The sequence below is a fragment of the Thiobacillus sp. genome, assembly GCF_013693775.1.
Lineage (GTDB): Bacteria > Pseudomonadota > Gammaproteobacteria > Burkholderiales > Thiobacillaceae > Thiobacillus.
The window spans coordinates 1,980,297-2,006,672 of the sequence record NZ_CP059257.1 but is presented as its reverse complement, the minus strand read 5'-3'; the positions used below and the strand labels follow the sequence as shown (position 1 = coordinate 2,006,672).

Below are 26,376 nucleotides of genomic sequence, written 5' to 3'. Positions count from 1 at the left end.
CTGGCCCTAACTTGGGAGACATCATGAAATTCGTAACGGCAATCATCAAGCCGTTCAAGCTGGACGAAGTGCGCGAGGCCTTGTCGGCCATCGGCGTCACCGGCCTGACGGTTACGGAAGTAAAGGGATTTGGGCGGCAGAAGGGTCACACCGAGTTGTATCGCGGCGCGGAGTATGTGGTCGACTTTCTGCCCAAAGTGAAGATCGAGGTGGCCATCAAGGCCGAGTTGCTGGAGCGCGTGATCGAGGCCATCGAGAAGTCGGCCAACACCGGCAAAATCGGCGACGGCAAGATTTTTGTCACCAGCCTGGAGCAGGTCGTGCGTATCCGCACGGGCGAATCCGGCCCCGACGCCCTGTGAGGAGCCTGAATATGAAAAAGCTATTTGCTTCGTTGGGCCTGATGTTTGCCCTCCTGTCTCCCAATCTCGTTCTGGCGGAAGATGCGGCCCCGGCCCCGGCCCCGGAAGCGGCTGCGGTCGAATCCGCCGCGCCTGCGATGGCAGCACCGGCTGAGGCCGCCGCGCCGGCCGCCGAGGTACCCGCACCCGCTCCCGCAGCTGAAGCGCCCAAGCTGGATTCCGGCGCCACGGCCTGGATGCTGACGTCCACCGCCCTGGTGCTGCTGATGACGATTCCCGGCCTGGCCCTGTTCTACGGCGGCATGGTGCGGAAGAAGAACGTCCTCGGCACCATGATGCAAAGCTTCGCCATCACCGCCATGATCACGGTGCTGTGGATGGTGGCGGGCTACAGCATTGCCTTCGACACGACGGGGATGGCGAAAGGGGTCACCAACTTCTATTCCTTCTTCGGTAGTCTCTCCAAGGCCTTCCTGTCCGGCATGGGCAAGGACAGCCTGACGGGCGTCATCCCTGAGTCGGTGTTCATGACCTTCCAGATGACCTTTGCGATCATCACGCCAGCCCTTATTGCCGGCGCGTTCGCCGATCGCATGAAGTTCTCGGCGATGATGTGGTTCACCGGCCTGTGGTCGTTGCTGGTGTATGCGCCGATCGCGCACATGGTCTGGTCCGGTGACGGTGGCTTCATGTGGGACATGGGCGTGCTCGACTTCGCCGGCGGTACCGTGGTGCACATCAACGCCGGTGTGGCAGGCCTGGTCGCCGCCCTGGTGCTGGGCCCGCGTCTCGGCTATGGCAAGGAGCCGATGGCGCCGCACAACCTGACCCTGACGGTGATCGGCGCGGCCATGCTGTGGGTGGGCTGGTTCGGCTTCAACGCAGGCTCGGCGGTTGCCGCGGATGGCCGTGCGGGGATGGCCATGGCCGTCACGCAGATCGCCACCGGCGCGGCCGCGCTGGGCTGGATGATTGCGGAGTGGATGAGCAAGGGCAAGCCGAGCGTGCTGGGTATCGCCTCCGGTGCGGTTGCGGGCCTGGTCGCCGTCACGCCGGCGTCCGGTTTCGTCGGACCCACGGGCGGTCTCGTCATCGGCCTCGTCGCCGGCGTGGTGTGCTTCTGGTCGGCCACGTCGCTCAAGCGCATGCTGAAGTATGACGATTCGCTGGATGCCTTCGGCGTACACGGTATCGGCGGTATCGTCGGCGCAATCCTGACCGGCTACTTCGCGGTCGAATCGATCGGCGGCACTGCCGGCAGTCTGGCCCAGGTCGTGACCCAGATCGAAGGCGTGCTCATTACCATCGCCTACACCGCGATCGGCACCTACATCATCCTGAAGGTGCTGGATCTGGTCATGGGCCTGCGTGTGACCGAAGAACAGGAACGCGAGGGCCTGGATATTGCCCTGCATGGTGAACGTGTAGAGTGATGCAAACAGGGGGAGGGATCCTCTCCCCGCCCGCTTCAGAGTACATTTTCAGGGCGCCTTCGGGCGCCTTTTTCATTGGCCCCTCACGGCTGCAGCGACACGCGTTCGCGGCCGGTCTGCGCCGTCCTGATTGAAAGCTTGCCGCTTGGGTGGCGTGCTGCGTGTGCCTTTCAAGAACGCCAAAACAGTGCGTTTGCGCACTAAAAGAATGCTCGCAGGATGCTGAAAGCACAGGGGCTTTCTGCTGATTTTCCTTTTTATTCATGGTGATAGATGTGGGTTGATGGTGTGGCATGGGGTTGCTAATTAGGAAGTGAATATTACGAATATTCACTTCGGTAATACCCAACATCAAGGAGCCCACCATGAATGTGAAGCATCTCGGCAGCACCCTGAAGTCATTGTTCATCCGGCTGGTGATTCCCGCTGCCGCCGCCCTGTCCATTTCGGCCCACGCGGCCCAGCCGCTCAAGATCGGCTACAGTGACTGGCCGGGCTGGGTCGCCTGGCAGGTCGCCATCGACAAGGGCTGGTTCAAGGAAGCCGGCGTCGCGGTCGATTTCGAATGGTTCGACTACTCCGCGTCGATGGACGCTTTCGCGGCCGGCAAGATCGACGCCGTGACCATGACCAACGGCGACGCCCTGGTGACCGGGNCGGCCGGCGGCAAGAGCGTCATGATCATGCTGACCGACTATTCCAACGGCAACGACATGATCGTCGCCAAGCCCGGGATCAAGTCGCTCAAGGACCTTAAGGGCAAGAAAGTTGCCGTCGAGGAAGGCCTGGTCGAGCACCTGCTGCTGCTGAACGGCCTCAAGAAGGCCGGCATGAAGGAATCCGACGTCACCCTGGTCAACGCCAAGACCAACGAGATGCCCCAGGTGCTCGCGACAGGCGACGTCTCGGCGATCGGCGCCTGGCAACCGATCGCCGGCCAGGCCATGAAGTCGCTGCCGGGCTCCCGTCCGGTCTATACCTCCGCGGATGAGCCGGGCCTGATCTACGACGTCCTCGCAGTCAACCCGGCCAGTGCCAAGCAGCGCAAGGCCGAGTGGCTCAAGGTCGTGAAGGTCTGGGACCGCGTCGTGCACTACATCAACGATCCCAAGACCCAGCCTGACGCAGTGAAGATCATGGCGGCCCGGGTCGGCGTCACGCCGCAAGTTTATCTGCCGCTGCTCAAGGGCACCCATCTGCTGAGCCTGGCCGATGGCAAGAAGATCTACGTCAAGGGTCCTGGCTTCACGTCGCTGTATGGCTCCTCCAAGGTGGCTGACGACTTCAACGTGGCGAACGGGGTCTATAAGGCGCATCAGGACATCGACAGCTACCTCGATTCGTCTTTCACCAACGCCAAGTAAAACCGGAGCACGGAGCGGAAATGAGCACGACTTCCAAATGGCTGGGCAGCGTGGATAGGGATGCGCGCAAACGCACGCTGCTGGGAATCGGCTCGTTTCTGCTGCCGTTGCTGGCCTGGTGTCTGGTCAGCTATGTGCCTTTCGTCTGGCATCCCAAGGTCCACGTCATCGATCCCGGCGGCGTGGATTATTTCCAGGTCGACATGCTGGTCGACAAGACTATGTTCGCGGATGAAGTCGCCAACATGGAACGCGAGCATCTGGCTGTTCCGGTCGGAAAATCCGCCAACCCGATCTATCTGCCGGCGCCCGACCAGGTGGCGAAGGCCTTCTACAACGGTTTCGTCCATCCGCCCAAGAGCACCGACGTGCCCTCGATGCCAGCGAGCCTGTGGCACAGCATCCAGATCATTTTCTGGGGCTTCCTGATCTCGTCGATCGTCGGCGTGCCGCTGGGCATCCTGTCCGGCACCTATACCCTGATGGGACGGCTGAGCGAGCCGTTCATCGAATTCTTCCGCTACCTGCCGGCGCCGGCCTTCGGCGCCCTGGCAGTGGCCATCCTCGGCATCTACGATGGACCCAAGATTGCCATCATCGTCATCGGCACCCTGTTCCAGCAGGTGCTGATCATCGCCAATACCACGCGCAAGCTGGAGGTCACGCTCATCGAGGCCGCCCGCACCCTGGGCACGCGCAATATCAAGCTGCTGAGCAAAGTGGTGGTGCCCGGCATCCTGCCCGATCTGTATCGCGATCAGCGCATTCTGCTTGGCTGGGCCTGGACCTACCTGATCGTGGCCGAGCTGATCGGCACCAGTTCCGGCATCACCTGGTTCATCACCCAGCAGGCGCGCTACCAGCATTTCGACAACGTCTACGCCGCCATCATGACCATCGGCATCATCGGTTTCGGCACCGACCTGATCCTGGCCCGGCTCGGCCGCCGACTGTTTCCCTGGGACCGCACCCAGGATCGCCGCTGAGGAACCTCGCCATGAACCCGAACAATCTGCCCAGCTACCTGGACCAGTCGGAAGCTGTGAAGGCGCGCTTCGACCGGATCAACCAGCGCGAAACCATTCTCGAGGTGCGCAAGCTCGGCAAGCGCTTCCTGTCGGCGCAAGGCGAGGTCGAGGCCCTGCGCGGCATCGACTTCAGCGTCCGCCGGCGCGAATTCGTTTGCGTCATCGGCCCCTCCGGCTGCGGCAAGTCGACCCTGATCCGCATCCTCGCCGGCCTCGAAAGCCACACCTCCGGTGACGTGTTGCTGGACGGCAAGCCGGTCACCGGTCCGGGACAGGATCGCGGCATGGTGTTCCAGGGCTATTCCCTGTTTCCCTGGCTGACCGTGAAGAAAAACGTGATGTTCGGCCCCCAGATGAACGGTCGCGACAAGGATGAGGCCGAGCGCGATGCCTTGCTGTGGCTGGATCTAGTCGGCCTGACCCAGTTTGCCGACGCCTATCCGCATCAACTGTCCGGCGGTATGCGCCAGCGCGTCGCCATCGCCCGCGCCCTGGTCAACCAGCCGCGCATCCTGCTCATGGACGAGCCCTTCGGCGCCCTCGATGCCCAGACCCGCTCCAAGATGCAGTCGCATTTGATCGACATCTGGAAGAACATCGACGTCACCGTGTTGTTCATCACGCACGATCTCGACGAGGCGATCTATCTGGCCGATCGCATCCTGGTGCTGAAAGCCCATCCCGGCGAAGTGCAGGAAGTGATCGAGGTACCGGTGCCGCGTCCGCGTTCGCCGGGCCAGTTCAACACGCCGGAATTCCTGGCCACCAAGGCGCGCCTGGAAGAACTCATCCATCCCGAGCCGGAACCCGAACCGGAAGACGAGCAGGCGGTGAAACCGCATCTGATCCGCTTCACCGACGTGCACGACAACGTTGAGTAAGGGATGAGCATGCGCTGGTCTGATCTCACCTGGTCCGAAATCCCCGCCGTCCTGGCCCGCTGCGGCCACGCCGCTATCCTGCCGGTGGGGGCTACCGAGCAGCATGGCCCGCACCTCGGATGCGGCGTCGATTTCGTGATCGCCGAGCAGCTCTGCGCCTCGGTCGCCGCGCAGACCGGCGTGCCCATGCTGCCCACGCTGCCCTACGGCTGCTCGCTCGGCCACAGCCGGCGCTGGCCCGGCACGATCGCGCTGCCGCCGATCACCCTCATCGAAGTCGTCAAGCAGATCGGCGACTGGGCCTATCACAGCGGCGTGCGCCGGCTGTTCATCGTCAACGCCCATGTCACCAATGCCGCGCCACTGCGCTGCGCGCTGGAGATGCTGCGCGCCGAGCATGACGACCTGATGGTCGCGGTGATCAATACCGCGACGCTGAGCGAACGCGTGCGTGAATTCCATTTCGCCGACGCCGCCGACTGGCATGCCAACGACGCCGAAACATCGATCATGCTGGCGATCGCCCCTGAGGGCGTGCGCGCCGACAAGGTTCCGCAGGCCGACGACCCGGATCGCACCTGCAGCTGCGTCTTCGCCCACCCGGTCAACCGCACCAGCCTGAACGGCGTCACCGGCATGCCCAGCCTGGCCACTGTGGAGAAAGGCCAGCGCTGGTTCGACTGGCTGGTGGCCGATCTCGCTGCACTGGTTCGCACCGGCAGCGTCGAAACGCCGCCGCTCGATCAATCCTATTTCGGGGACGCCGTCCCCGCTGCCACCACCCGATAGACAAGGACGCATCATGAACACGATCGACGATACCGCCGTACTGGGCAAGCCCGTCACCCACCATCCGGCAGAGGAAACGGCCCGCCTGCAGCGCGAGCTGACCGACAAGGGGGTCAAATACTGCATCGGCGCCTACGTCGACATCCACGGCGTGCCCAAGGCCAAGGTCGTGCCGATCGGCCATCTCNCCCAGATGGCGAAGGGGTCCGAGCGCTACACCGGGTACGCGCTGGACGGCCTCGGCCAGGCGCCCAACGACGACGAATTGACCTCGGTGCCCGACCTCGACCGCGCCATCCAGCTGCCCTGGGAGCCGAAGATCGCCTGGATCCCGGCCGACAACCATTTCCAGGGCAAGCCCTACGCCCTCAACACCCGCGTCGCGCTGAAGAACCAGCTCGCCGAAGCCGCCAAGCTCGGCTACGGCATGAACCTCGGCATCGAATGCGAGATTTTTCTCCTGAAGCAGGACGAGGACGGCAGCCTGTCGGTGCCGGTCGCCGACGACAAGCTGACCAAGCCCTGCTACGACGTGCGCGGCTTCGTCGACAACTTCTCCTGGCTCGACAAGATGGCGACCTCGATCAACGACCTGGGCTGGGACCTCTATTCCTTCGACCACGAGGACGCCAACGGCCAGTTCGAATTCGACTTCAACTATGCCGATGCGCTGACCACCTGCGACCGCCTGACCTTCTTCCGCTTCATGGCCAAGCACTACGCCAAGGAAGAAGGCCTGCTCGCCACCATGATGCCCAAGCCATTCGCCGACAAGACCGGCAACGGCGCCCACTTCAACATGTCGATCTACGACCTGGAGACCGGCAAGAACCTGTTCGCCTGCGCGCCCGAGGACGATCCGCACGGCATCGGTCTGACGTCGCTCGGCTACAGCTTCGTCGCCGGCATCCTCAAGCACGGCCGCGCGCTGTGCGCCGTCTTCGCGCCGACCGTGAACAGCTACAAGCGCCTGGTGCGGCGCGGCGCGATGAGCTATTTCTCGTGGGCGCCGGTGTTCAACTCCTGGGGCTCCAACAACCGCACCAACTCGGTGCGCATCCCGGCTGGCGGCGGCCGCTGCGAATCGCGCAACGCCGACGGCGCGGTCAACCCCTACCTGGCCGCGACCCTGGTCCTGGCCGCCGGCCTCGAAGGTATCCGCGAGGGGCTGAATCCGGGCAATCCGAACGAGGACAACCTGTACGCCATCAGCGAAGCGGAACGCAACGCGCGCGGCATCGAGTTTCTGCCCCAGACCCTGCAGGAAGCGGTCGCCGCCTTCGCCGCCGACCCGCTGGTCGAGGCTACCCTGGGCAAGGAACTGCGCGACGAGTTTGTCCGCTACAAGACCGAAGAATGGGAGGCCTACCATCTCGCCGTCAGCAAGTGGGAAGTCGAACGCTACAGCTACATGTTCTGACGGGTAGGGACGAATCGACCATGACGACGAAAAACGGAAGCGAAAAATCTCCAGCCTGGTGAGCCGCATCAGCGTCTCGCTGCCTGCCGATCTGCTGACCGAACTGGATCGCATGGTCGAGAGCCGCGGATACGACAGCCGTTCGCGGGCCATCGGCGAAATGGTCAACTACCAGTTGGCCGAACATAAGCGCAGCCTCGGCAACGAGGTCATGGCGGGCACGCTCACCTTGCTCTACAACCGCGCCACGCGTGGCCTGCAAGGACGGCTGGCGGACATCCAGTACCATCATGTCGCCGAGGTCATCAGCTCCTTGCATGTGCACCTGACCGAGGACCAGATGCTGGAGGTGATCCTGGTCCAGGGGCCGGCCACTAAGCTCCAGGCCATCACCCATGAGATGCTTGCCCAGCGCGGCGTCATCACCGGCCGTCTGCAACTGCTGGCGGCAGTCATCCCGCCCTGCATGCGCCGGCTGCCGGTTGAAACAGGAAACGCCGGCAATCAATCTATCGACTGGATTTCACATGGCACAACACCTCAACCCCATTCCCCGGCGCTGTTCCTGTGGGAAGAATCCCTGCCCGGCGGCTGCCACTGGTCGGGCATCATCCGTCGGGGCAACGTGCTCCGGCTGACCGACCTGAGCGGTCGCGCCAACGTGTCGGCATTGTTCTACAACGCCGAGGAGAAACTCGAGCGCTACAACATGCCGGACACCCTGAAGGCGCAGCACACCGCGCATCTCACCACGGGCCACGCGCTCTACTCCGACATGGGACATGTCCTGTGTTCGGTCATCAACGACAGCTGCGGCTGGCACGACACGGTATGCGGCGTAACCAACGCCGAGATGGTGAAGGCGAAATACGGCGAGGCGACTTACCAGACCCACCGCAACGCCATGTACCGCAACGGTCGTGACGGCTTGTTGATCGAGCTTGGCAAGTGGGGACTGGGCAAGCGCGACGTGGTGCCCAACGCCAACTTCTTCAGCAAGGCGGTGGCCGACGAAGCCGGCCGGTTGCACTTCGATGAGACGAATTCGCGCCCGGGCGCCTACGTTGACCTACGCTTCGAGATGAACGTGCTGGTGGTGCTGTCTGCCGCGCCGCATCCGCTCGATTCGCGTCCCGATTACGCGCCGGGCGACGTCATGCTGACCGCCTGGAAGAGTGGTACGTCGGGTGCGGACGATGTCTGCCGCAACAGCTGCGCGGAAAACCAGCGCGGCTTCTATCAAACCGAAATCCTATTCCGTTGAGGTGACATCATGACCAGCTTCAACCTCGTCGAAAGCCCCTTTGATCCTAAGACTGCCGTGGTCGATACCGTGGTCGATGCCGGCGATCCATGGATCCACGAAATCAAGAAGGGCCAGGTGTTCCGCATCCTCGACCTCGAAGGCAACCAGGCGGTCGATACCCTGTTCTACAACGCACGCGATCCCGAGGAGCGTTACAGCGCCGCCGACACCGTCCGGGCCCAAGGGGCGCTCTATCTGACCGCCGGCACGCAGCTGATGTCGACCGAGGGCAGGGTCATGCTGACCATCACCGCCGACACCTGCGGCCGCCATGACACCCTGGGCGGCGCCTGCTCGTGCGAGAGCAACACCGTGCGCTACGCGCTCGACAAGCGGCCGATGCACTCGTGCCGCGACAGCTTCCTGCACGCGCTGGCGCACTATGACTCTAATAAAAGCGGCGGCGGGCTGACCAAGCGCGACATCACCAGCAACATCAACTTCTTCATGAATGTGCCGGTGACGCCCGAGGGCGGTCTCACCTTCGCCGATGGCGTGTCGGCACCTGGAAAATACGTGGAGATGCGCGCCGAGATGGACGTGCTGTGCCTGATCTCCAACTGCCCGCAGTTGAACAATCCCTGCAACGCCTACAACCCGACCCCGGTTCGGGTACTGATCTGGGACGCACCGGAACAATGAAAACAGCCGGCTCGGGACGGCCCGGGCCGCGAGAAAGGAGAGGCTGAAGAACCGTAGCGAGCGGACACTGGGCAAGGCGCGCGGCGCGCAGGAACCGGAATATACATGCAAGTACATGAGGATTCCGAGCACCGCGCAACGCCGCCCGGTGTTCGCGCAGTAGGTTATTCGGTCTCTCCGGAGCGGGACGACCCGCAAGGAAAAATATGTTCGACAAGGTCCTCATCGCCAACCGCGGCGCCATTGCCTGCCGCATTATCCGCACCCTCCGTACCATGGGGGTGAAATCGGTTGCCGTTTATTCCGAGGCGGACCGTCATTCGCTGCACGTGCGGCTGGCCGACGAGGCGGTGGAAATCGGCCCCGCGTCGGCGGCACAGAGCTACCTGCGTGCCGAGAAGATCCTCGAAGCGGCCCAGGCCACCGGCGCCCAGGCCATCCACCCCGGCTACGGCTTCCTCTCCGAGAATCCCGGCTTCGCCGAGGACTGCGCGACCGCCGGCATCGCCTTCATCGGCCCGAGCCCGGACCAGATGCGCGCGTTCGGCCTCAAGCACACCGCGCGCGATCTCGCCGAGCAGAACAAGGTGCCGCTACTGCCGGGCTCCGGTCTTCTGAGCGACGCCGGCCATGCGCAGGCCGAAGCGGCGCGCATCGGCTACCCGGTGATGCTGAAGAGCACCGCCGGCGGCGGCGGCATCGGAATGCGCCTGATCTGGAGCAGCGACGAACTGGTGGAAGCCTTCCAGTCGGTGGAACGTCTCGCCCGCGCCAACTTCAAGGAGGCCGGCATCTTCCTCGAGAAATACGTCGAGCACGCGCGTCACATCGAGGTGCAGATCTTCGGCGACGGCAAAGGCCATGTCGTCGCACTGGGCGAACGCGATTGCTCGGTGCAGCGGCGCAACCAGAAGGTCATCGAGGAGACGCCCGCACCCGGCCTCACCGATCTGCAGCGCGAACAACTGCTGGCGACCGCCGTGCGTCTCGGCCAGGCGGTGGGCTACCGTTCCGCCGGCACGGTCGAGTTCGTCTACGACACACAGAGCGGCGAGTTCTATTTCCTGGAAGTGAACACGCGCCTGCAGGTCGAGCACGGCGTCACCGAGGAAGTCACCGGTGTCGACCTGGTCGAGTGGATGGTGAAGGAAGCCGCGGGAGAGCTGGATCTCGCCGGCTTCAAGGCCGAGCCGCAGGGTGCATCGATGCAGGTGCGCCTTTACGCCGAGGATCCGGGCAAGGATTTCCAGCCGGCCGCCGGTGTGCTGACCGAAGCCGTCTTTTCGCCCGACGCCCGCATCGAAACCTGGGTCGAGCGTGGTTCGGACGTGCCTCCGTTCTACGACCCCATGGTCGCCAAGATCATCGTCAAGGGCCGCGACCGTGCCGAGGCGCTGAGCAGGATGCAGGCGGTGCTGGCGGACACCCGTGTCGCCGGCATCGAGACCAATCTCGGCTACCTCGCCCAGATCGTGCGCGACAGCGTCTTCGCCGAAGGGCGCCAGACCACGCGCTACCTCAACGCCTTCCACTACCGCCCCGCGACCATCGACGTGATCGAACCCGGCGTCCAGAGCAGCATTCAGGACTGGCCGGGCCGTGCCGGATACTGGGACGTCGGCGTGCCGCCGTCGGGTCCGATGGACGCGCTGGCGCTGCGCTTGGCCAACCGCCTCGCGAGCAACGCCGAAGGCGAGGCTGCACTCGAATTGACCGTCGCCGGCCCCACGCTGCGCTTCAACTGCGACAGCGTGATCGCGCTCGCCGGTGCCGACATGGCCGCCGAGCTCGACGGCCAGCCGCTTACCAACTGGACCGCGCATGCGGTGAAGGCGGGCTCGCTGCTCAAGCTCGGCGCCATCAAGGACACGGGCTGCCGCGCCTACCTGGCGGTGCGCGGCGGTTTCGATGTGCCCGATTATCTCAGCAGCAAATCGACCTTCACGCTGGGCCAGTTCGGCGGGCATGCCGGGCGCACGCTCAGGGTAGGAGATGTATTGCATATCCAGGCGGCTGAAGATGCGGCCATCGAGAACACGCTGCCCGCCGCGCTGGTACCGGCCTACAGCCACGCCTGGGAAATCGGGGTGCTCTATGGCCCGCACGGTGCGCCGGACTTCTTCACCGACGCCGACATCGACATGTTCTTCGCCACCGACTGGGAAGTGCATTACAACTCCAGCCGGACGNGGGTCAGATTGATCGGGCCACGTCCTGAATGGGCGCGCAAGGACGGTGGCGAGGCGGGGCTGCATCCGTCAAACATCCACGACAACGCCTATGCGATCGGCGCGGTCGACTTCACCGGCGACATGCCGGTGATCCTCGGCCCGGACGGCCCCAGCCTTGGCGGCTTCGTCTGCCCGGCGACCATCGTGCAGGCCGAGTTGTGGAAGATGGGCCAGCTGCGTCCCGGCGACACCGTGCGCTTCAGGCGATTGAGCCAGGCGCAGGCCGAGCGCATGGAAGCGGCGCAGGATGACGCCATCGCCAGCCTTGCCGCGCAGGCCGCGCCCACGCTCGCGGCCGCTGCCGATCCGCTCGCCGAACCGGTGCTGCAGCGCATCGCCGAGACCGACAACCCGGTGGCGGTCGTCTACCGCCGCGCCGGCGACAAGTACCTGCTCGTCGAATATGGCCCGCTGGTGCTCGACCTCAACCTGCGCTTCCGTGTGCACGCGCTGATGACGCGGCTGAAGGCCGATGCCGTGCTTGGCATCCTCGACCTCACGCCCGGCATCCGCTCGCTGCAGGTTCACTATGATTCGCGTGTGCTGCCGCTGGGCAAACTGATGGAGCTGCTGCTCGCGGCGGAAAAAGCGCTGCCGGCAATCGAGGACATGCAGGTGCCGACCCGCATCGTGCACATCCCGCTGTCGTGGGACGACGCCGCCACGCAACTGGCCATCGAGAAGTACATGCAGTCGGTGCGCAAGGATGCGCCCTGGTGTCCGAGCAACATCGAGTTCATCCGCCGCATCAACGGGCTCGACAGCATCGAGGACGTGAAGCGCATCGTCTTCGACGCCAGCTACCTGGTCATGGGCCTGGGCGACGTCTACCTCGGCGCGCCGGTCGCCACGCCGGTCGATCCGCGCCATCGTCTCGTTACCACCAAATACAACCCGGCGCGTACCTGGACCCCGGAAAACGCGGTCGGCATCGGCGGCGCCTATATGTGCGTCTACGGCATGGAAGGCCCCGGCGGCTACCAGTTCGTCGGCCGTACGCTGCAGATGTGGAACCGCTGGCGCCAGACCGCCAATTTCACCGACGGCAAGCCGTGGCTGCTGCGCTTCTTCGACCAGGTGCGCTTCTTCCCGGTGAGCGCAGACGAGCTGCTGAAGATCCGCGAGGACTTCCCGCTCGGCCGCTACCAGCTGGAGATCGAGGAAACCACCTTCAGCCTCAAGGAGTACAACGCCTTCCTCGCCGACCAGGCCGAATCGATCGCCGCGTTCAAGACGCAGCAGCAGGCCTCGTTCGACGCCGAACGCGAACGCTGGCGTGCCAGTGGCCAGGCTGACTATGCCAGCGACCTGACCGTGGCCGAAGCCGCGCCCGACAGCGAACTCGACCTGCCTGAGAACGGCCGCGCCCTAGCCAGCCATGTCGCCGGCAACGTGTGGAAGGTCGAGGTCGCCGAAGGGGCCGAAGTGAAGCAGGGCGACACGCTCGTCATCGTCGAATCGATGAAGATGGAATTCGCCGTGCTGGCGCCGTGCGACGGCCGTATCCACAAAGTGTTCTGCCGAGAAGGCGGGCAGGTGAGCGCCGGGCAGGACCTGCTGGTGCTGGTGAGCGAATGAGGCCGGCAACATGAACACTTCACTCGACATCACCACGCTGCGCAGCCTGTATCAGTCCGGCGAACTCACTCCACTCGGGTTGGTGGAAGTCCTGCTCGCCCGCATGGCGGGCGAGGACGCGCACCACATCTGGATCAGCCGTCTCGACGTCGATGCCCTGCGTGCCTACGCCCGAAATCTCGAAGGGCGCGACATCGCGAGCCTGCCGCTCTACGGCATCCCGTTCGCCATCAAGGACAACATCGACCTCGCCGGTCTGCCGACCACGGCGGCCTGCCCCGAGTTTGCCTACACGCCGGAACGCAGCGCCACGGTGGTGCAGCGCCTGATCGACGCCGGCGCGATCCCGATCGGGAAAACCAACCTCGACCAGTTCGCCACCGGGCTGAACGGCACCCGCTCGCCCTACGGCGCCTGCCGCAATGCTTTTGACCCCGATTTCATTTCCGGCGGTTCCAGTTCCGGTTCGGCCGTCGCCGTGGCACTGGGACTGGCGAGCTTCTCGCTTGGCACCGACACGGCCGGTTCCGGCCGCGTGCCCGCCGCGTTCAACCATCTGGTCGGCCACAAGCCGAGCTGCGGTGCGCTCTCCACGCGTGGCGTGGTGCCCGCCTGTCGCTCGCTCGATGCGGTGTCGATCTTCGCGCTCACGGCCGAGGATGCCGAACGCGTGCTGGCGGTCGCCGCCGGCTTCGATGCCGACGACGAATACGCGCGCCCGCTGGCGCCGCACGGCTTCGATTTCGGCCGTGCAGCAGATTTCCGTTTCGGCGTACCCCGGCAAAAAGACCTGCAATTCTTCGGCAACGCCGACGCGGAACGGTTGTTCGCCGAGTCCGTGGAAAGACTGAAATCGCTCGGCGGCACTGCAGTCGAGATCGACCTCGATCCCTTCCTCGACACCGCGCGCCTGCTCTACGGCGGCCCCTGGGTCGCCGAGCGCTACCTGGCCATTCGCGACTTCTTCGACGCGCAACCGGACACGATTTTTCCGCCGGTGCGCGAGATCATCGCCGGCGGCCGCGACATCAGCGCCGCCGACACCTTCGCCCATCTCCACACATTGCGCGCACTCAAGCGGACATGCGATGCGGTATGGAACGACATCGACGTCATGCTCACCCCGACGGCGGGGACGATCTACCGCATCGATGACATGCAGGCCGATCCCATCCGCCTCAATTCCCATCTCGGTTATTACACCAACTTCATGAACCTGCTCGATCTCGCCGCCACCGCCGTGCCGGCCGGGTTCCAGAACGACGGCTTGCCGTTCGGCGTCACGCTCATCGCGCCGCCACACCAGGATGGCCCGCTGCTGCATCTGGCGTCGCGCATGCAGCAGGCGCTCGGGGGCAAGCTGGGCGCAACCGACCATGCGCTGCCGCCTGCCGAGTCGCTGAATCTGCTGCCGGGCGGTCAGGTGCGGGTGGCCGTCGTCGGTGCGCATTTGAGCGGTCTGCCCTTGAATGTCCAGCTCACCGGACGCAGTGCACGCCTGGTGAGTGCCACACAGACTGCCACCAAATACCGTTTCTACGCCTTGCCCGACGGCAAGCGACCCGGTCTCATCCAGGTACAGGAAGGCGGTGCCACCATCGCCTGCGAAGTGTGGGAGATGCCCGCCAGCCAGTTCGGCTCCTTCGTCGACGGCATCCCCGCGCCGCTCGGCATCGGCAAGCTGGAACTGGCCGATGGATCGATGGTGAGCGGATTCATCTGCGAAGGCATCGGCATGACCGATGCGCGGGACATTACGGAATACGGCGGATGGCGGGCCTGGCTGGCGGCGAGGGGGAATGACTTCTAACGGCCCGAAGCGGAAGTTCATGCACTAGCCGGGACTGGCTGTTCTTCGGCCTTAGCGGACCTTAGGTTCGAGGTCGGTGGCGGGCAACAATATGCCGGTTACCTGCCGTTCAGCTGAAAATCACGTTGAGGGATAGTTTGCTGATCCGGCAACTCGCACTGCACGCCTAAAGCGAGAGTGCCTGAACGGCCTATGGGTTAAGTTAAAGTGTTGAAAAGCACTGAGGCCAATAAATCCTACCATAGTAGGATTTATTTGGAATTCAGTTAGGCATGACAGATTAATCCTACTATAGCAGGATTAATATTGACTTCCGTGGTGTTGGCGCGTATAATCCTAGTTCAATAGGATTTATACATGCGCAAACTCTCCGTTACCCCACTCCCGGACCATTCGGCCGTCGCTAACCCGGAGGATATCGGCGTGCTTGTGCGAGCGGTTCGCACAGCAACCGGTATGACCCTGGAGGAGGCGGCCCTTACCCTCCAAGTAGCAAAGCAGACCTTGCAGAATTTGGAAAAGGTAAGGGCACCATATCTTTGGCCCTGGCATTCAAGGTGCTGACCGGGTTGGGCATCAAGCTACGCTGGCAGGCGCCTGAAGGTACAAATCCTGAGACAAGAAAGAAGGATGTCTCGGATGCATCTTGATGTTTGGCTAGATCTGGATTTCGTAGGCGAGTTGTCTTATGACCCTGGCAGCAACCGATTTGCCTTCGATTACGCCCCGGCCTGGCTGAGCCAGCCACATGCCTATCCTCTAGGTCCGACGCTCCCCTTATCGCCAGCGCCGTCGACGCCAGATGAGCACAGCGCGAGGGTGCGACAGTTCTTTGAAAACCTTCTTCCAGAAGGCCAGGCCCTGGATGACGCCGCTAGCGCATACCGGGTATCGAAGGCCAATCTGACCGGGCTGCTCATCGCCTTGGGGCGTGAAACCGCGGGGGCGGTGCGCCTTGTGATGTCCGGTGCACAACAGCGGGAAGAGGAGCGGCGCCGGCTGCTGACCCGTGAGGAACTCTCCGAGCGGATACGCGCACGTCCCCAAATGCCATTCACGGTATGGGATGGCAAGGTGCGCCTGTCCATCGCTGGCTTCCAGGACAAGCTGGCCGTGCTGGACGACGCGGGCGTCTGGTACTTGGTGGAGGGCCCCGACTTGGCGTCCACTCACATCCTGAAGCCGGACCCAATCAATCCGGCGCTAGCCGGGCTCACTTCGAACGAATTCTTCTGCATGAGGCTGGCGGCCGCATGTGGCCTGGAGACCGCTGCTGTAGCGCTGCAACAGGTGCCAGAGCCCGTTCTCTGCATCACTCGCTTCGACCGGTATCGGGAGGGTACGGCAGTGCGCCGCCGTCACGTGATTGACGGCTGTCAGTTGCTGGGGTTGCAAAGTGGCTTCAAGTACGAGCGGCCCTATGGAGACAGCCCTGATGTTAAGGATATTCGGGATGGGGCCTCCCTTGCACGCTTCTTCGCTGCCACTCATGCAAGCCCGCAACCCGCAAAGGCCAAATTGCAGCTGCTGCGCTGGCTGGTGTTCCAGGTGCTCCTCGGCAATACCGATGCCCACGCAAAGAACCTTTCGTTCTACATGACCGCGGCTGGGCCGGTGCAGGCGCCGGCCTACGACCTGCTTTGCGGCTCGCTCTACCAAGCGGACAACGTGAGCCAGACCTATGCCATGGCCATCGGGGATGCCTTTAGCACGGAGGAGCTATCGGCCTACGAGTGGGCCCAGTTCTGTATCGCCACAAAAACCAACCCGACTTTGGTGCGCAGGGAACTCGAGCGCAGCGTCAAGACCATTCGGGCTAAACTGCCGAGAGTGGCTGAGGAAGTTCTTCGCGACGGCGCAGTGAGCGGAGTGGTCAGCCGAATCACTGATGTGGTGGAGGCAGAGTGCTCTCGTCAGCTCACCTTGGCCCCGCTCATCAAGGATATGCTGGACTCGGCTCGGTAGCCCACTTACCGCCGGCAAAATCATCGGCAAAGAAATCCCCCATGGTCTAAAACCTATGGGGATTGTGGGAATTACTCAAACGCTTTTCAACACCTTAACTTAACGCCTAGCCTGTCTGGTTGGCCCTTTTTCACCGCAGTGCCACGTAATTGCTTCTAGTGACACTATTTCCGTTCACTAACATATTGCTGACATTGCGGCTAACGGCTTCGAACGGCAGCAAAGGCCGAACATGAGGCGGACATGCATTCAATCTGAACTTCCGCTCGTGACCGATTCGAGACTGTAAAAATGGCTCTGTTGAATTTCAAGTGGGTTGTTCTGCATGAGGGTTAATGGCGTGGAAATCGAGACGGCCGGCGATCAGGAAGATGACGGTTTTGATTGTGTCGATGCGGGTGNAAGCCACGGGCACGCCGCTTGGCGGCCTGGAACAAGCCGTTGATCGCCTCCAGAAATCCATTGGTCTGCCGTGTCTGAGCCCAGGCCACGATTCCTTCCAGATGGGATCGGATCATCCGGGCAACCTCCTTCATCGGCTCGACCTTGGAGCGCATGACGCAAGTGCACCAGTGTTCCAGCATGGCGCGCACGACGTTGATTTGTTTGCGATCAAGGATTTCGCGCAGTTGCTCCTTGTAGACCCAGGCGCGCGCCGTGCGCTTGACAGTCATCCTGGCAATCAGTGCGTCAAGATCGGCAGCAGCCTCGGGCTTGAGCCGGGAGGCATCCTTGAGCAGCGTCCAGCGCATGCCCTTGAGGGACTTGTCGGTGCGCTGCTCGATGCGGCGCATCTTGTCCACCGCCGTGCTGGCGTGGCCGATGACGTGGAACTTGTCGAAGGTGATGCGGGCATTGGGCAGATGCTGGCTGACTCCGGCGATGAAGGCTGGCGACATGTCGATGCTCGCCGAGGCGATGTTCCCGGCCGGGCAGCCATGGTCGCCCAGATACTCGGCCAGTTGCGCAATGGTCTGGGCGTCGCGCCCTTCCGTGACGAACAGCACGCGCCTGGCCTCGGCGTCTGCGGCCAGGGTGACATAACTGTGGCCTCGGGCGCGCGAGGTCTCGTCAATGGCCAGCGCCGTGACACCGGAGTGATCCGCCAGGCCGCAGGCCATCTCCACGTACTTCTGGCACACCGCCAGCACCCGGTGGGACGATTCGCCCACGATGCGCGCCACGGCGGCAAACGGCATCTGGCGCGCCAGCATCAGGATGAAGGCTTCGAACAGCAGCGTGAAGCCATTCAGCCGCCCGGCAAAGTCAGGCTCGACCAGTCGCACCGAACCATTGGGCAGCTTCACTCGCGGCGTGCGCACCTGCAGATGGCACTCATGCTGGAAGAAGTTCAGGTGCCGGTAGGTCTTGGTCACGGTGTCGTGCACCGGATGCACGCCTTCATGGCCCGAGACCTTGAAGCGGCTGCCAGCCTTGAAGTCAATCAGCACGGTCAAGGTCCTGGCCGACTCGTCGAAGTCGACCGACGCCACCGTCCACGGCGGGGCAATTCCAAGGGCAGTTTCAAACAGCTTGGCAGTCATGAATTCACTCATCCAGGTTGGTCAATATGACGTCAGCTTACCCACTCGGATTTCAAGAGAGGCGTAAAAATAGACCGAGGTCCACGGAAGCGGCAATCAAGACCGTTCCCAGTATTTGTTCCAGCATGCCGGTACCCAGTTCGTCCCCGAACCGGGCCCCTTGCTCCAAGTCGGGCGGCCCGATCAGGAACAAAACCCGCCTTCCACGAGTCACCTGAATGCTTCCGGATTTCTGCGACGCTCTAGAACGCGTGACGGAATAATCGCAAAAGTACAGCGTGGCCTCTGAACACGATGCCCTGGCCACTGCAAAAGACATCTTCGATTTCATACGCGTGCCGGGTTTGATCCGTACTTGGCAGCGCGTCCAAGCAGCGCAGGGCGCTGGATGGAGGACTGCTACGGCTTTTTAAACGGTGCACTCGCTGCTGCAATCCATCGCCCTCTTTCTGAGCCCCTGGGAGTTCTCTCCGACGGTGCTGCTGCTGTGTGCCGGCAGCGCGCTGGTGTATGCGCGCGGGTTGTGCCATGCGGGTGGCGAGGCGACGTCGCCCGGATTCTGGCGTAACGCTGCTTTCTTCGTTGGCCTGGCTTCTATCTATGGGTTTCTGCAGGCGCATCTGGATTATCTGTCCCAACACATGTTCTGGATCCATCGCCTGCAGCATCTGGTGCTGCACCATGCGGGGCCGTTTCTCATTGCGCTGGCGGCGCCGCTGGAGACCATGGCTTTGGGTACACCGCGCTGGCTGCGTCGGCGGGTCTTCGTGCCCGTGTTCAATAATCCGCTGACGCTGCGGCTATACCGGCTCCTCCAGCATCCGGTCGTCGCCCCGCTTCTGTTCACGGGACTGATCGGTTTCTGGCTCATCCCGTCCATTCATTTCAAGGCCATGCTCAGTCTCGCGCGTTACGATGCCATGAACTGGAGCATGCTGATCGACGGCTTGCTGTTCTGGTGGCTGATCGTGGGACCGGAGAAGCACACCGGTCTCAAGCCATTGGGCTATGGCACCCGCATCATCATGCTGTGGGCCATCATGCTGCCGCAGATCGCGATCGGCGCCTACATCGCCTTGAGCAGCACCATTCTTTACACCAGCTACAGCGTATGCGGCCGTGCCTGGCCGATTGCCCCGATGACCGATCAGGATATCGGCGGCTTGATCACCTGGATCCCGGCCGCCATGATGAGCGCGGTGGGCGCGCTGGTCGTATTGCGGCGGTGGCGCAACGATAGCCATTCCGAGCGGGCGAGGCAGCCGCAGCTTGGCGTCGAGGTGCAGTGAAACCGTGTTCGGGCAAACGCCGCCGCCTGTCGGGTTGTCTGCCCGATGGGCCCGATCATCGGTCTGGATAAGCACGCACACGATCAATGGAGGCACTATGTCCCTGAAGGATGTTTCGCGAAAACCGCTGCTATGGCTTGCCGCAGCACTGTGCATGGCGTTTGCCGGTCTGGCGCAGGCTGCGGGGAGTCCCGCGTCTGTCGAGCATGCGCGTATCCGCTGGCTGCCGGGCGATCTGCCGCTGGCCGGATACTTCGACCTGACCAACACGGGGCCGCGACCGCTCACGCTCACGGGCGCATCCAGCACGGTATTCGGTGACGTGATGATGCACCGCACGGTTCATCGCGGGGGCGAAACGGGGATGATGCCGGTACGCGACTTGAAGGTGCGCCCCGGGCAGACGCTGCATTTCACGCCGGACGGCTACCACCTGATGTTGATGGGGCGTACCCGGACGCTGGCCAAGGGCGACGCGGTGCCGATCCGATTGACGTTTTCCGGAGGGCGCTCGATGGACGTGATGTTCGCGGTCAGAGGCGCCGACATGCAATGAGCCTCCGGAATCCTGTTGCCCGTACGCGAATTTTCCTGGCTGCGGCGTTCTGTTCGTTTGCGGCCCTGCTGAGCGGCTGTGGCCAGGATAAAACCTGGGACCTGGTCAACATTACCGGCATTGTGTCGCCGCTGGCGTTCGTGCTCACGGACGACACGGGGCGACACGTCACGGCAGAGACCTACCGCGGCAGGATCGTCATGCTGTACTTTGGCTATACGCATTGTCCCGACGTGTGTCCCACGACGCTGGCCACGCTGTCCCAGGCGCTGTCGAAACTCGGGGCCGCTGCCGACAAGGTGCGGATATTGTTCGTGACGGTCGATCCGCAACGCGATACGCCGCCACTGCTCAAGCGCTACGCCGAGGCATTCGGGCCTGAATTCATCGGACTTCGCACCGACGACCCGGCACTGCGCCAGCTGGTCAAACGCTATCGCGTCACCTACAGCCTCGGCAAACCGGATGCCCACGGCAACTACGAAGCGACCCACAGCAGCGCGGTCTTCATCTTCGACGACAAGGGTAAGGCGCGGCTGATGGCGGAATCCTCCAGCAGCGCGGCGGCCATTGCCCACGACGTGCAGCAACTCATCGGCGGAGCGTGAGCGCGCGGGGGCTTCCCTTGTAGATCGGCCATTAGACTGAGGGAAACGCTGAACACGTCCTTCGACAAGCTCAGGACGAACGGCAAGTAGTGGATTTCGTTCGTGGTGAGCCCTTCGGCGCAGCTCAGGACAGGCTTGTCGAACCCCCAGAAAACCCACTTTTTCAGCGTTTTCTTAGCGGTTGAAGTCCGCGATACAGTTCTTCAGCGCGTTGACGTTGTTTGTGCCGAGCGTGCAGTTGCCTGTCTTGAGCGGACGGCTTCCCGACTCGTCGCGGGGGCTGCGGCTGGCCAGCAGGTCCCGCCGGGCGCCGGGCGAGGTTTCGGCGACGTTGTGCGCGGCCAGCTGCTTTTCCGCCGCGTCGAGCTGCTTTTGTTTTTCGGCCATGGCCTTCGAGGTCTCGGCGAGCTTTTCCTCTGCCGCGGTGCGCTTGGCCTGTTCTTCCGTCAGCGCTTTGTGCGTTTCCGCGCTGGACTGGGTCGAATCGGCCAGGGCTGCCTGCAGGCGCCGGTTCTCCGCGACCTGCTCGCCGATCAGGCTTTCGAGCTGGCGATGGGCGTCGGAGGTGGCGGTCGAGTAGGCGGCGAGTGACGCCGCCAGTTTCTTCTCGGCGTCGGCGCGCTGGGTCTGCTCGGTGTCGAACGCCTTCTGGATGTCGGCGCTGGGCCGGGTTTTCGCGCGCGCGGCTTCCTGGCGCAGATTGTCGTTGAGCACCTGGTCGAGCTGTTGCTGGAACAGGGTATAGGCAAGGGCGCCGCCGCCGGCGCCGCCGACCAGGAGCACGCTGACATAAATCAGGAGTGCGCGCAGACGGCGTTTGGGCTTGGGGGCTTCGACGGGTGTCTCGGCCGGGGCTGCCGATGCGCCGCGCCGCGTCTCCGAGCGGTCCGGCCGGGCACCGCGCCTGTCATCGGCGTCGTCGGCCTTCTCCGGCTCCCCGCCGGCTTTCGTGCGCAGGCGTTGCAGGAAGCCGATGCCGGCGTCGAGCACGGCCGTGATCCGGGTACGCACCCGGGTGCGCAAGGCACGCCTGGCATGCGCAGCCAGGGTTTCCTCCGCAGCCGGCGCGTCAGTCGGTTCGCGGGAGCGTGGGCTCGCAGCAGGGGCGGGNGAAGCGTTCAAGCAGGTCTCGCATCGGTGTCGTTCTTAGTAGGGGTATCGGCCCGTTCTGGAATAACTGAATGCAGCGACCAGGACGCGGCCGGTCACTGGTTGAGCTGCAGCGCGGCCAGCCGCGCGTAGAGCCCGCCCTGCCTGCGCAGATCCTCCGGGGTGCCGGTTTCCACGATGCGGCCGCCGTCCATCACCACGATACGGTCGACTTTCTGCACCGTGGCCAGCCGGTGCGCAATGACCAGCGTGGTGCGCCCCTGCATGGCGGCGCCGAGGCCTTGCTGCACAAGGGCTTCCGATTCCGCGTCGAGGGCGCTGGTGGCCTCGTCGAGCAGCAGCAGCGGCGCGCCCTTCAGGATGGCGCGCGCAATCGCGATGCGCTGGCGCTGGCCGCCGGACAGGCGGGTGCCGCGTTCGCCGAGGAAGGTCTGGTAACCCTCGGGCAGGCGTTCGATGAATTCGTCCACCAAGGCAGCCTGGGCCGCCTGGAGGACGTCTTCGTCGCTGGCCGTGGCACGGCCATAGCGGATGTTTTCCAGGGCGTTGGCCGAAAANATCACCGGGTCCTGCGGCACGATGGCGATGCCCTGGCGCAGGTCGTGCAGGCTCAGCTGGCGGATGTCCTGCCCGTTGAGCCGGATCGCCCCTTCGGATACCTCGTAATAGCGCAGCAGCAGCTGGAACAGCGTGGTCTTGCCGGCGCCGGACGGACCGACCAGCGCGACGCTTTCGCCCGGCGCGATGTCGAGGCGGATGTCGTGGAGCGCGTCGATGTCCGGACGGGCGGGGTAGCGGAACGTGACGTGATCGAAGCGGATCGCCGCTCGGGCCGGCTGAGCCGGCGCTTGCGGGCTGGGGGCCTCGTGGATGGCCGATTCGGCGTGCAGCAGATCGAGCAGCCGTTCCGTCGCCCCGGCGGCGCGCATCACGTCGCCCCACACTTCCGACAGAGTGCCGACGCCGCCGGCCACCAGCGCCGCGTAGAGGACAAAAGAAGCGAGCTGGCCGCCGGTCAGGATGCCGTCGTGCACCTGACGGGCGCCGATCCACAGGACGAAGATGATCGTCCCCATCACGGCAGTGATGATCAGCGCCGTGAGCGCGGCGCGCACGCGCGTGCGTCGGATCGCGGTGACGAAGCTGGCTTCGGTGCGTTCGGAAAACCTTCGGGCTTCCTGCTGTTCCTGCGTATAGGCCTGCACCGTCGGCATGGCGTTGAGAATCTCGCCTGCCAGCGCCGAGGCGTCGGCGATCTTGTCCTGCGATTCCCGCGAGAGTTTCTTGACCTTGCGGCCAATGGCGAGGATGGGCAGCGTCAGCAGCGCCATCAGGCCGAGGTTGAGCGAAAACAGATAGAGGCTGGTGACGGCCAGCATGATCATGCCGCCGATGAACTGGAACAGGCTGCGCAGGCCCATCGAAATGGAACTGCCGACCACGGTCTGCACCAGCGTCGTGTCGCCGGTCAGCCGCGACAGCACCTCGCCGGTCTGCAGGGTCTCGAAGAATTGCGGCGATTGCGCCAGTACGCGCGCGTAGACGGCGCTGCGCAGATCCGCCGTCGCCCGCTCGCCGATCCAGGCCACGGTGTAGTAGCGCGCCGCGACGGCGAGTGCCCAGATGCACGCGAGGCCGAACAGGACGACGAAATGTCCGTTCAGGCTCAAGGCGCCAAGCAGGCCACCGCTCGGTTGCACCGGTTGGCCGAAGCCGAAGTCGATGAGATCGCGAAACGCCAGCGGCACCAGCAGGATGGTGCCGGAACCGAGACACAACAGCACGAAGGCCAGTGCAAGCCGGGCCCGGTAGGGCCGCAGGAAAGGCCACAGGCCAGCCAGCGCCGACAGGGGGCGGGGGCTGGCCGCGGAGGTGGGGGAGCCGGGGTCATCCCCAATTATTGTCCAACTCGTTCCCCGGCGTGCGGGAAACCCGTTTTCAGCGCTGCTGGGCCCGGGCGAGCTTGGCCTTGAGTTCGGGCATGACGGCGGCGGCGGCCTTCTCGCCTTCCAGGATGGCGAGATTGCGATCCGCGAAATCGGTGCTGCTCACGGTGGCGGTCTTCGGCCGGATGACGACATCCGCGTCTTCCAGCTCGTGGCGGCTGATCGTATGGCCCATGATGGCGAAGGTCTGCAGCAGTACGTCCAGCGTGCCGGCGAGCTTGTCGCGGCGGTTGACGTTGGAAATGTCCACGGCGATGACGAAGTCCGCCCCCATGGCGCGCGCGGCCTGGGCTGGCACCGGCGAGGTGAGGCCGCCGTCCACGTAATCGCGGCCGTTGATCTCGACGGGCTGGAACACGCCCGGCACGGCGCTGGACGCGCGAACCGCCATGCCCGTGTTTCCCTGGCGGAAGAGCACCATCTCGCCGCTTTGCAGATCGGTGGCCACCACGCCCAAAGGTTTCGGCAGCCTCTGGATGGGCTGGTTCTTCACCTGCCGGTTGATGAAGTCCTGCAGCGCCTCGCCCTTCAACACGCCCCGGTTGGGCATGACCCAGTCCGTCACCATGGTCTCCTGGATGTCCAGCGCCTGCTTCTGCAGCTCGAATCCGTTCATGCCCGAGGCATAGAGCGCGCCCACCACCGATCCTGCGCTGGTGCCCACCACCATGCTGGGCACGATGCCCTGGGCTTCCAGCGCCTTGATCACGCCGATGTGGGCAAAGCCGCGCGCTGCGCCGCCGCCCAGGACCAGCGCGATCTTGAGCGGCGGTTTCGGCGTCGGGACGGGTACTGTCGGCACCGGTGGCGGCACGGCGCAGGCGGTGAGCAGGGCAGTGAAGAGGAGCAGGGCGAGGCGGCGCATGGAATTAACCAGACTTTCAGGATGCCGGATTATGGAGGATGGCGGTCGAACCAGGTAGCCAGTCGCTAAGCATTTCGGGAAGCCGGAATCGGCTGCCGAAATGAATACGCCTTAATCTAATCAGATCCTGCGGCAAGAGCCAGGATCCGGCGCGGGGCTTGCGTGGAGTATTTTTGCGATGACGATCGGCGCCAGCATTCACTTCGGCATATTGCCGCTACTTGGCCAATCGGCCGGAACAAAAAACGACTTTCCAGCGATCTACGAGCGCCTGCCTGACTTNTTGTAATACCCCACCAATTCGCTCTGCGCCAGGATGTGGCCCTGCATCGCCTTTTCCAGTGTGGCCTTGGTCGCCGACCAGAAAACCGGCAGTCGGGTGTCGAGTGCGTATAGCTTGAAGACGTAGCGATGGCGGCCGATGGGCGGGCAGGGGCCGCCATAGTCTGTGCGCTGCCAGTCGTTGAGACCTTCGCGCGTGCCGGCCGGCAGCCGCGTCGTGGTCATGCCGGCGGCGAGTCCGGGGGTGCTGGGCGGGAGGTTGTAGAGCACCCAGTGCACCCAGGTCGTTTTCGGCGCAGCCGGGTCGGGTGCATCGGGGTCGTCGACGATCAGCGCCAGGCTTCGGGTCTCGGCCGGTACGCCGGTCCACGCCAGCGGGGGCGACAGGTCGCTGCCCTCGCAGGTATGCAGGCTGGGAATATCGGTGTTCGGGGCGAATGCGCTTGAAGTCAGTTCCATAGTCGTGTGCCTTTCCGTGGCATATGCGATCCCGCCTGCCAGAGCGAGGGCGATGACCGCCCCCATCGAGTTGCGTACCCAATCCGGCATGCGTCATCCATTCGTTCAGTTTGAATGAAATATAGACAGTCAGGCCGGCTGTGTGCGTGGGGCGCGCAACGCGCGGCCCCTTTCAGGGCTGCACGCCGAGTTCCTCGCATAGTCTACCCACCAATCCCTTCAAGGCGTCGATCTCGGTTTCCAGTCGCGCCACATGTGCCTTGAGCGCGGCGATTTCACCGATGCTGGCGGTGTCGCCGGGTTCGAATGCAGCGGCAGGCGCTGCCGGAATTGCCTCGATATCCGGGGTGCCGCTGAGCAGATGCGCCCAGCGGTTTTCGCGCGAGCCGGGCTGGCGCGGCAGTTCGGTCACCAGGGCGCCATCGGGCCGTTCGGCCAGTTCCTGCAGAAAGGCTTCCACTGCCGAGATGTCGGCAAAGCGATGCAGGCGTTCGCTGTTGATGCGCAACTCGCCCGCGGTTTGCGGGCCGCGCAGCATCAGCACGGTGAGCAGCGCGACGGACTGGGCAGGCAGGCGCAGGACTTTTTCCATGTTGTGGGCGTAGCGCGTCACGCGGCCGCCGCTGGACTCGATGACCAGGGCGGGTCCCTTGAGCGCGTCGATGGCGGCCTGCACCTCGGCCTCGCTGGCCTCCATGATGGGATGGCGGCTGGTCTTCTGGTTGCAGCCGGCCACCAGGGCATTGAGCGACAGCGGATAAGTGTCGGGTACGGTGTGCTGCTTTTCGCAGAGCACGCCGAGGACGCGGGTTTCGAGCAGGGACAGGACGGGCAGGCGCGGGAGGGTCATGATGGAGCCGGAAATATCGAGAGTAGTCATTATGCCCCGAGGCGGCGGACAGCTTGCC

At 63.9% G+C, this 26,376-nt stretch carries 19 protein-coding genes and 1 pseudogene; 15 read left to right on the top strand and 5 right to left on the bottom strand.

Annotation, left to right across the window (positions count from 1 at the left end):
* The first annotated feature begins 23 nt into the window (after positions 1-23).
* The 12 genes from glnK to HZY77_RS09910 all read left to right on the top strand — a co-directional run bounded on the left by glnK (position 24) and on the right by HZY77_RS09910 (position 16,809).
* Positions 24-362, top strand: coding sequence for a P-II family nitrogen regulator (gene glnK, locus HZY77_RS09970; RefSeq protein ID WP_018509024.1), 339 nt, complete (start codon positions 24-26; stop codon positions 360-362).
* Positions 363-373: 11 nt separating this feature from the next.
* Positions 374-1,795: an ammonium transporter gene (locus HZY77_RS09965; RefSeq protein ID WP_296814213.1), complete on the top strand. Its 1,422-nt coding sequence runs from the start codon at positions 374-376 to the stop codon at positions 1,793-1,795.
* Positions 1,796-2,160: 365 nt separating this feature from the next.
* On the top strand, positions 2,161-3,159 hold the full coding sequence (locus HZY77_RS09960) for an ABC transporter substrate-binding protein (protein WP_296814211.1): 999 nt from the start codon (positions 2,161-2,163) through the stop codon (positions 3,157-3,159).
* A 20-nt stretch (positions 3,160-3,179) separates the two neighbouring features.
* Positions 3,180-4,145: an ABC transporter permease gene (locus HZY77_RS09955; RefSeq protein ID WP_296814209.1), complete on the top strand. Its 966-nt coding sequence runs from the start codon at positions 3,180-3,182 to the stop codon at positions 4,143-4,145.
* An 11-nt stretch (positions 4,146-4,156) separates the two neighbouring features.
* A complete protein-coding gene (locus HZY77_RS09950; protein ID WP_296814207.1) occupies positions 4,157-5,068 on the top strand; it encodes an ABC transporter ATP-binding protein in 912 nt (303 codons plus the stop codon).
* Between the two features lie 9 nt (positions 5,069-5,077).
* A complete protein-coding gene (locus HZY77_RS09945) occupies positions 5,078-5,857 on the top strand; it encodes a creatininase family protein (RefSeq protein WP_296814206.1) in 780 nt (259 codons plus the stop codon).
* Positions 5,858-5,870: 13 nt separating this feature from the next.
* On the top strand, positions 5,871-7,277 hold the full coding sequence (gene glnT / locus HZY77_RS09940; protein WP_296814204.1) for a type III glutamate--ammonia ligase: 1,407 nt from the start codon (positions 5,871-5,873) through the stop codon (positions 7,275-7,277).
* 58 nt (positions 7,278-7,335) lie between these two features.
* Positions 7,336-8,541, top strand: coding sequence for an urea amidolyase associated protein UAAP1 (locus HZY77_RS17805; protein ID WP_363153553.1), 1,206 nt, complete (start codon positions 7,336-7,338; stop codon positions 8,539-8,541).
* A 9-nt stretch (positions 8,542-8,550) separates the two neighbouring features.
* Entirely contained in the window at positions 8,551-9,225 is a 675-nt protein-coding gene (locus HZY77_RS09925) for an urea amidolyase associated protein UAAP2 (protein ID WP_296814203.1), read from the top strand.
* A 206-nt stretch (positions 9,226-9,431) separates the two neighbouring features.
* Entirely contained in the window at positions 9,432-13,034 is a 3,603-nt protein-coding gene (gene uca, locus HZY77_RS09920) for an urea carboxylase (RefSeq protein WP_296814202.1), read from the top strand.
* A gap of 10 nt (positions 13,035-13,044) precedes the next feature.
* Positions 13,045-14,844, top strand: a complete 1,800-nt coding sequence (gene atzF, locus HZY77_RS09915; RefSeq protein WP_296814201.1) for an allophanate hydrolase — start codon at positions 13,045-13,047, stop codon at positions 14,842-14,844.
* A gap of 639 nt (positions 14,845-15,483) precedes the next feature.
* Entirely contained in the window at positions 15,484-16,809 is a 1,326-nt protein-coding gene (locus tag HZY77_RS09910) for a HipA domain-containing protein (protein WP_296814198.1), read from the top strand.
* A 307-nt stretch (positions 16,810-17,116) separates the two neighbouring features.
* Here HZY77_RS09910 and HZY77_RS09905 read toward each other — a convergent pair.
* A pseudogene (locus HZY77_RS09905) lies at positions 17,117-18,353 on the bottom strand (ISL3 family transposase).
* Positions 18,354-18,769: 416 nt separating this feature from the next.
* Here HZY77_RS09905 and HZY77_RS09900 point away from each other — a divergent pair.
* The 3 genes from HZY77_RS09900 to HZY77_RS09890 all read left to right on the top strand — a co-directional run bounded on the left by HZY77_RS09900 (position 18,770) and on the right by HZY77_RS09890 (position 20,806).
* Positions 18,770-19,642 (top strand): cytochrome c oxidase assembly protein, encoded by an 873-nt coding sequence (locus tag HZY77_RS09900; protein ID WP_296814197.1) that lies wholly within the window; start codon positions 18,770-18,772, stop codon positions 19,640-19,642.
* A gap of 97 nt (positions 19,643-19,739) precedes the next feature.
* Positions 19,740-20,198 (top strand): copper chaperone PCu(A)C, encoded by a 459-nt coding sequence (locus tag HZY77_RS09895; protein WP_296814195.1) that lies wholly within the window; start codon positions 19,740-19,742, stop codon positions 20,196-20,198.
* Complete coding sequence (locus HZY77_RS09890) at positions 20,195-20,806, top strand: SCO family protein (RefSeq protein WP_296814193.1); 612 nt, start codon at positions 20,195-20,197, stop codon at positions 20,804-20,806. Before HZY77_RS09895 ends, HZY77_RS09890 begins: the two co-directional genes overlap by 4 nt.
* A 1,205-nt stretch (positions 20,807-22,011) precedes the next feature.
* On the opposite strand, the gene HZY77_RS09885 is transcribed toward HZY77_RS09890, so the two are convergent.
* The 4 genes from HZY77_RS09885 to HZY77_RS09870 all read right to left on the bottom strand — a co-directional run bounded on the left by HZY77_RS09885 (position 22,012) and on the right by HZY77_RS09870 (position 26,348).
* Complete coding sequence (locus HZY77_RS09885; protein WP_296820882.1) at positions 22,012-23,814, bottom strand: ABC transporter transmembrane domain-containing protein; 1,803 nt, start codon at positions 23,812-23,814, stop codon at positions 22,012-22,014.
* Positions 23,815-23,854: 40 nt separating this feature from the next.
* Positions 23,855-24,727, bottom strand: coding sequence for a patatin-like phospholipase family protein (locus tag HZY77_RS09880; protein ID WP_296814191.1), 873 nt, complete (start codon positions 24,725-24,727; stop codon positions 23,855-23,857).
* Between the two features lie 261 nt (positions 24,728-24,988).
* Entirely contained in the window at positions 24,989-25,468 is a 480-nt protein-coding gene (locus HZY77_RS09875) for a YbhB/YbcL family Raf kinase inhibitor-like protein (RefSeq protein WP_296814189.1), read from the bottom strand.
* A gap of 172 nt (positions 25,469-25,640) precedes the next feature.
* Positions 25,641-26,348: a YceH family protein gene (locus HZY77_RS09870; RefSeq protein WP_296814187.1), complete on the bottom strand. Its 708-nt coding sequence runs from the start codon at positions 26,346-26,348 to the stop codon at positions 25,641-25,643.
* Positions 26,349-26,376 lie beyond the last annotated feature (28 nt).

What these genes read in the sequence shown, in the direction of transcription:
- glnK (WP_018509024.1), top strand. Translation starts at nt 24, where the DNA reads ATGAAATTCGTAACGGCAATCATCAAGCCGTTCAAGCTGGACGAAGTG.
- HZY77_RS09965 (WP_296814213.1), top strand. Translation starts at nt 374, where the DNA reads ATGAAAAAGCTATTTGCTTCGTTGGGCCTGATGTTTGCCCTCCTGTCT.
- HZY77_RS09955 (WP_296814209.1), top strand. Translation starts at nt 3,180, where the DNA reads ATGAGCACGACTTCCAAATGGCTGGGCAGCGTGGATAGGGATGCGCGC.
- HZY77_RS09950 (WP_296814207.1), top strand. Translation starts at nt 4,157, where the DNA reads ATGAACCCGAACAATCTGCCCAGCTACCTGGACCAGTCGGAAGCTGTG.
- HZY77_RS09945 (WP_296814206.1), top strand. Translation starts at nt 5,078, where the DNA reads ATGCGCTGGTCTGATCTCACCTGGTCCGAAATCCCCGCCGTCCTGGCC.
- HZY77_RS09925 (WP_296814203.1), top strand. Translation starts at nt 8,551, where the DNA reads ATGACCAGCTTCAACCTCGTCGAAAGCCCCTTTGATCCTAAGACTGCC.
- atzF (WP_296814201.1), top strand. Translation starts at nt 13,045, where the DNA reads ATGAACACTTCACTCGACATCACCACGCTGCGCAGCCTGTATCAGTCC.
- HZY77_RS09910 (WP_296814198.1), top strand. Translation starts at nt 15,484, where the DNA reads ATGCATCTTGATGTTTGGCTAGATCTGGATTTCGTAGGCGAGTTGTCT.
- HZY77_RS09895 (WP_296814195.1), top strand. Translation starts at nt 19,740, where the DNA reads ATGTCCCTGAAGGATGTTTCGCGAAAACCGCTGCTATGGCTTGCCGCA.
- HZY77_RS09890 (WP_296814193.1), top strand. Translation starts at nt 20,195, where the DNA reads ATGAGCCTCCGGAATCCTGTTGCCCGTACGCGAATTTTCCTGGCTGCG.
- HZY77_RS09880 (WP_296814191.1), bottom strand. Translation starts at nt 24,727, where the DNA reads ATGCGCCGCCTCGCCCTGCTCCTCTTCACTGCCCTGCTCACCGCCTGC.
- HZY77_RS09870 (WP_296814187.1), bottom strand. Translation starts at nt 26,348, where the DNA reads ATGACTACTCTCGATATTTCCGGCTCCATCATGACCCTCCCGCGCCTG.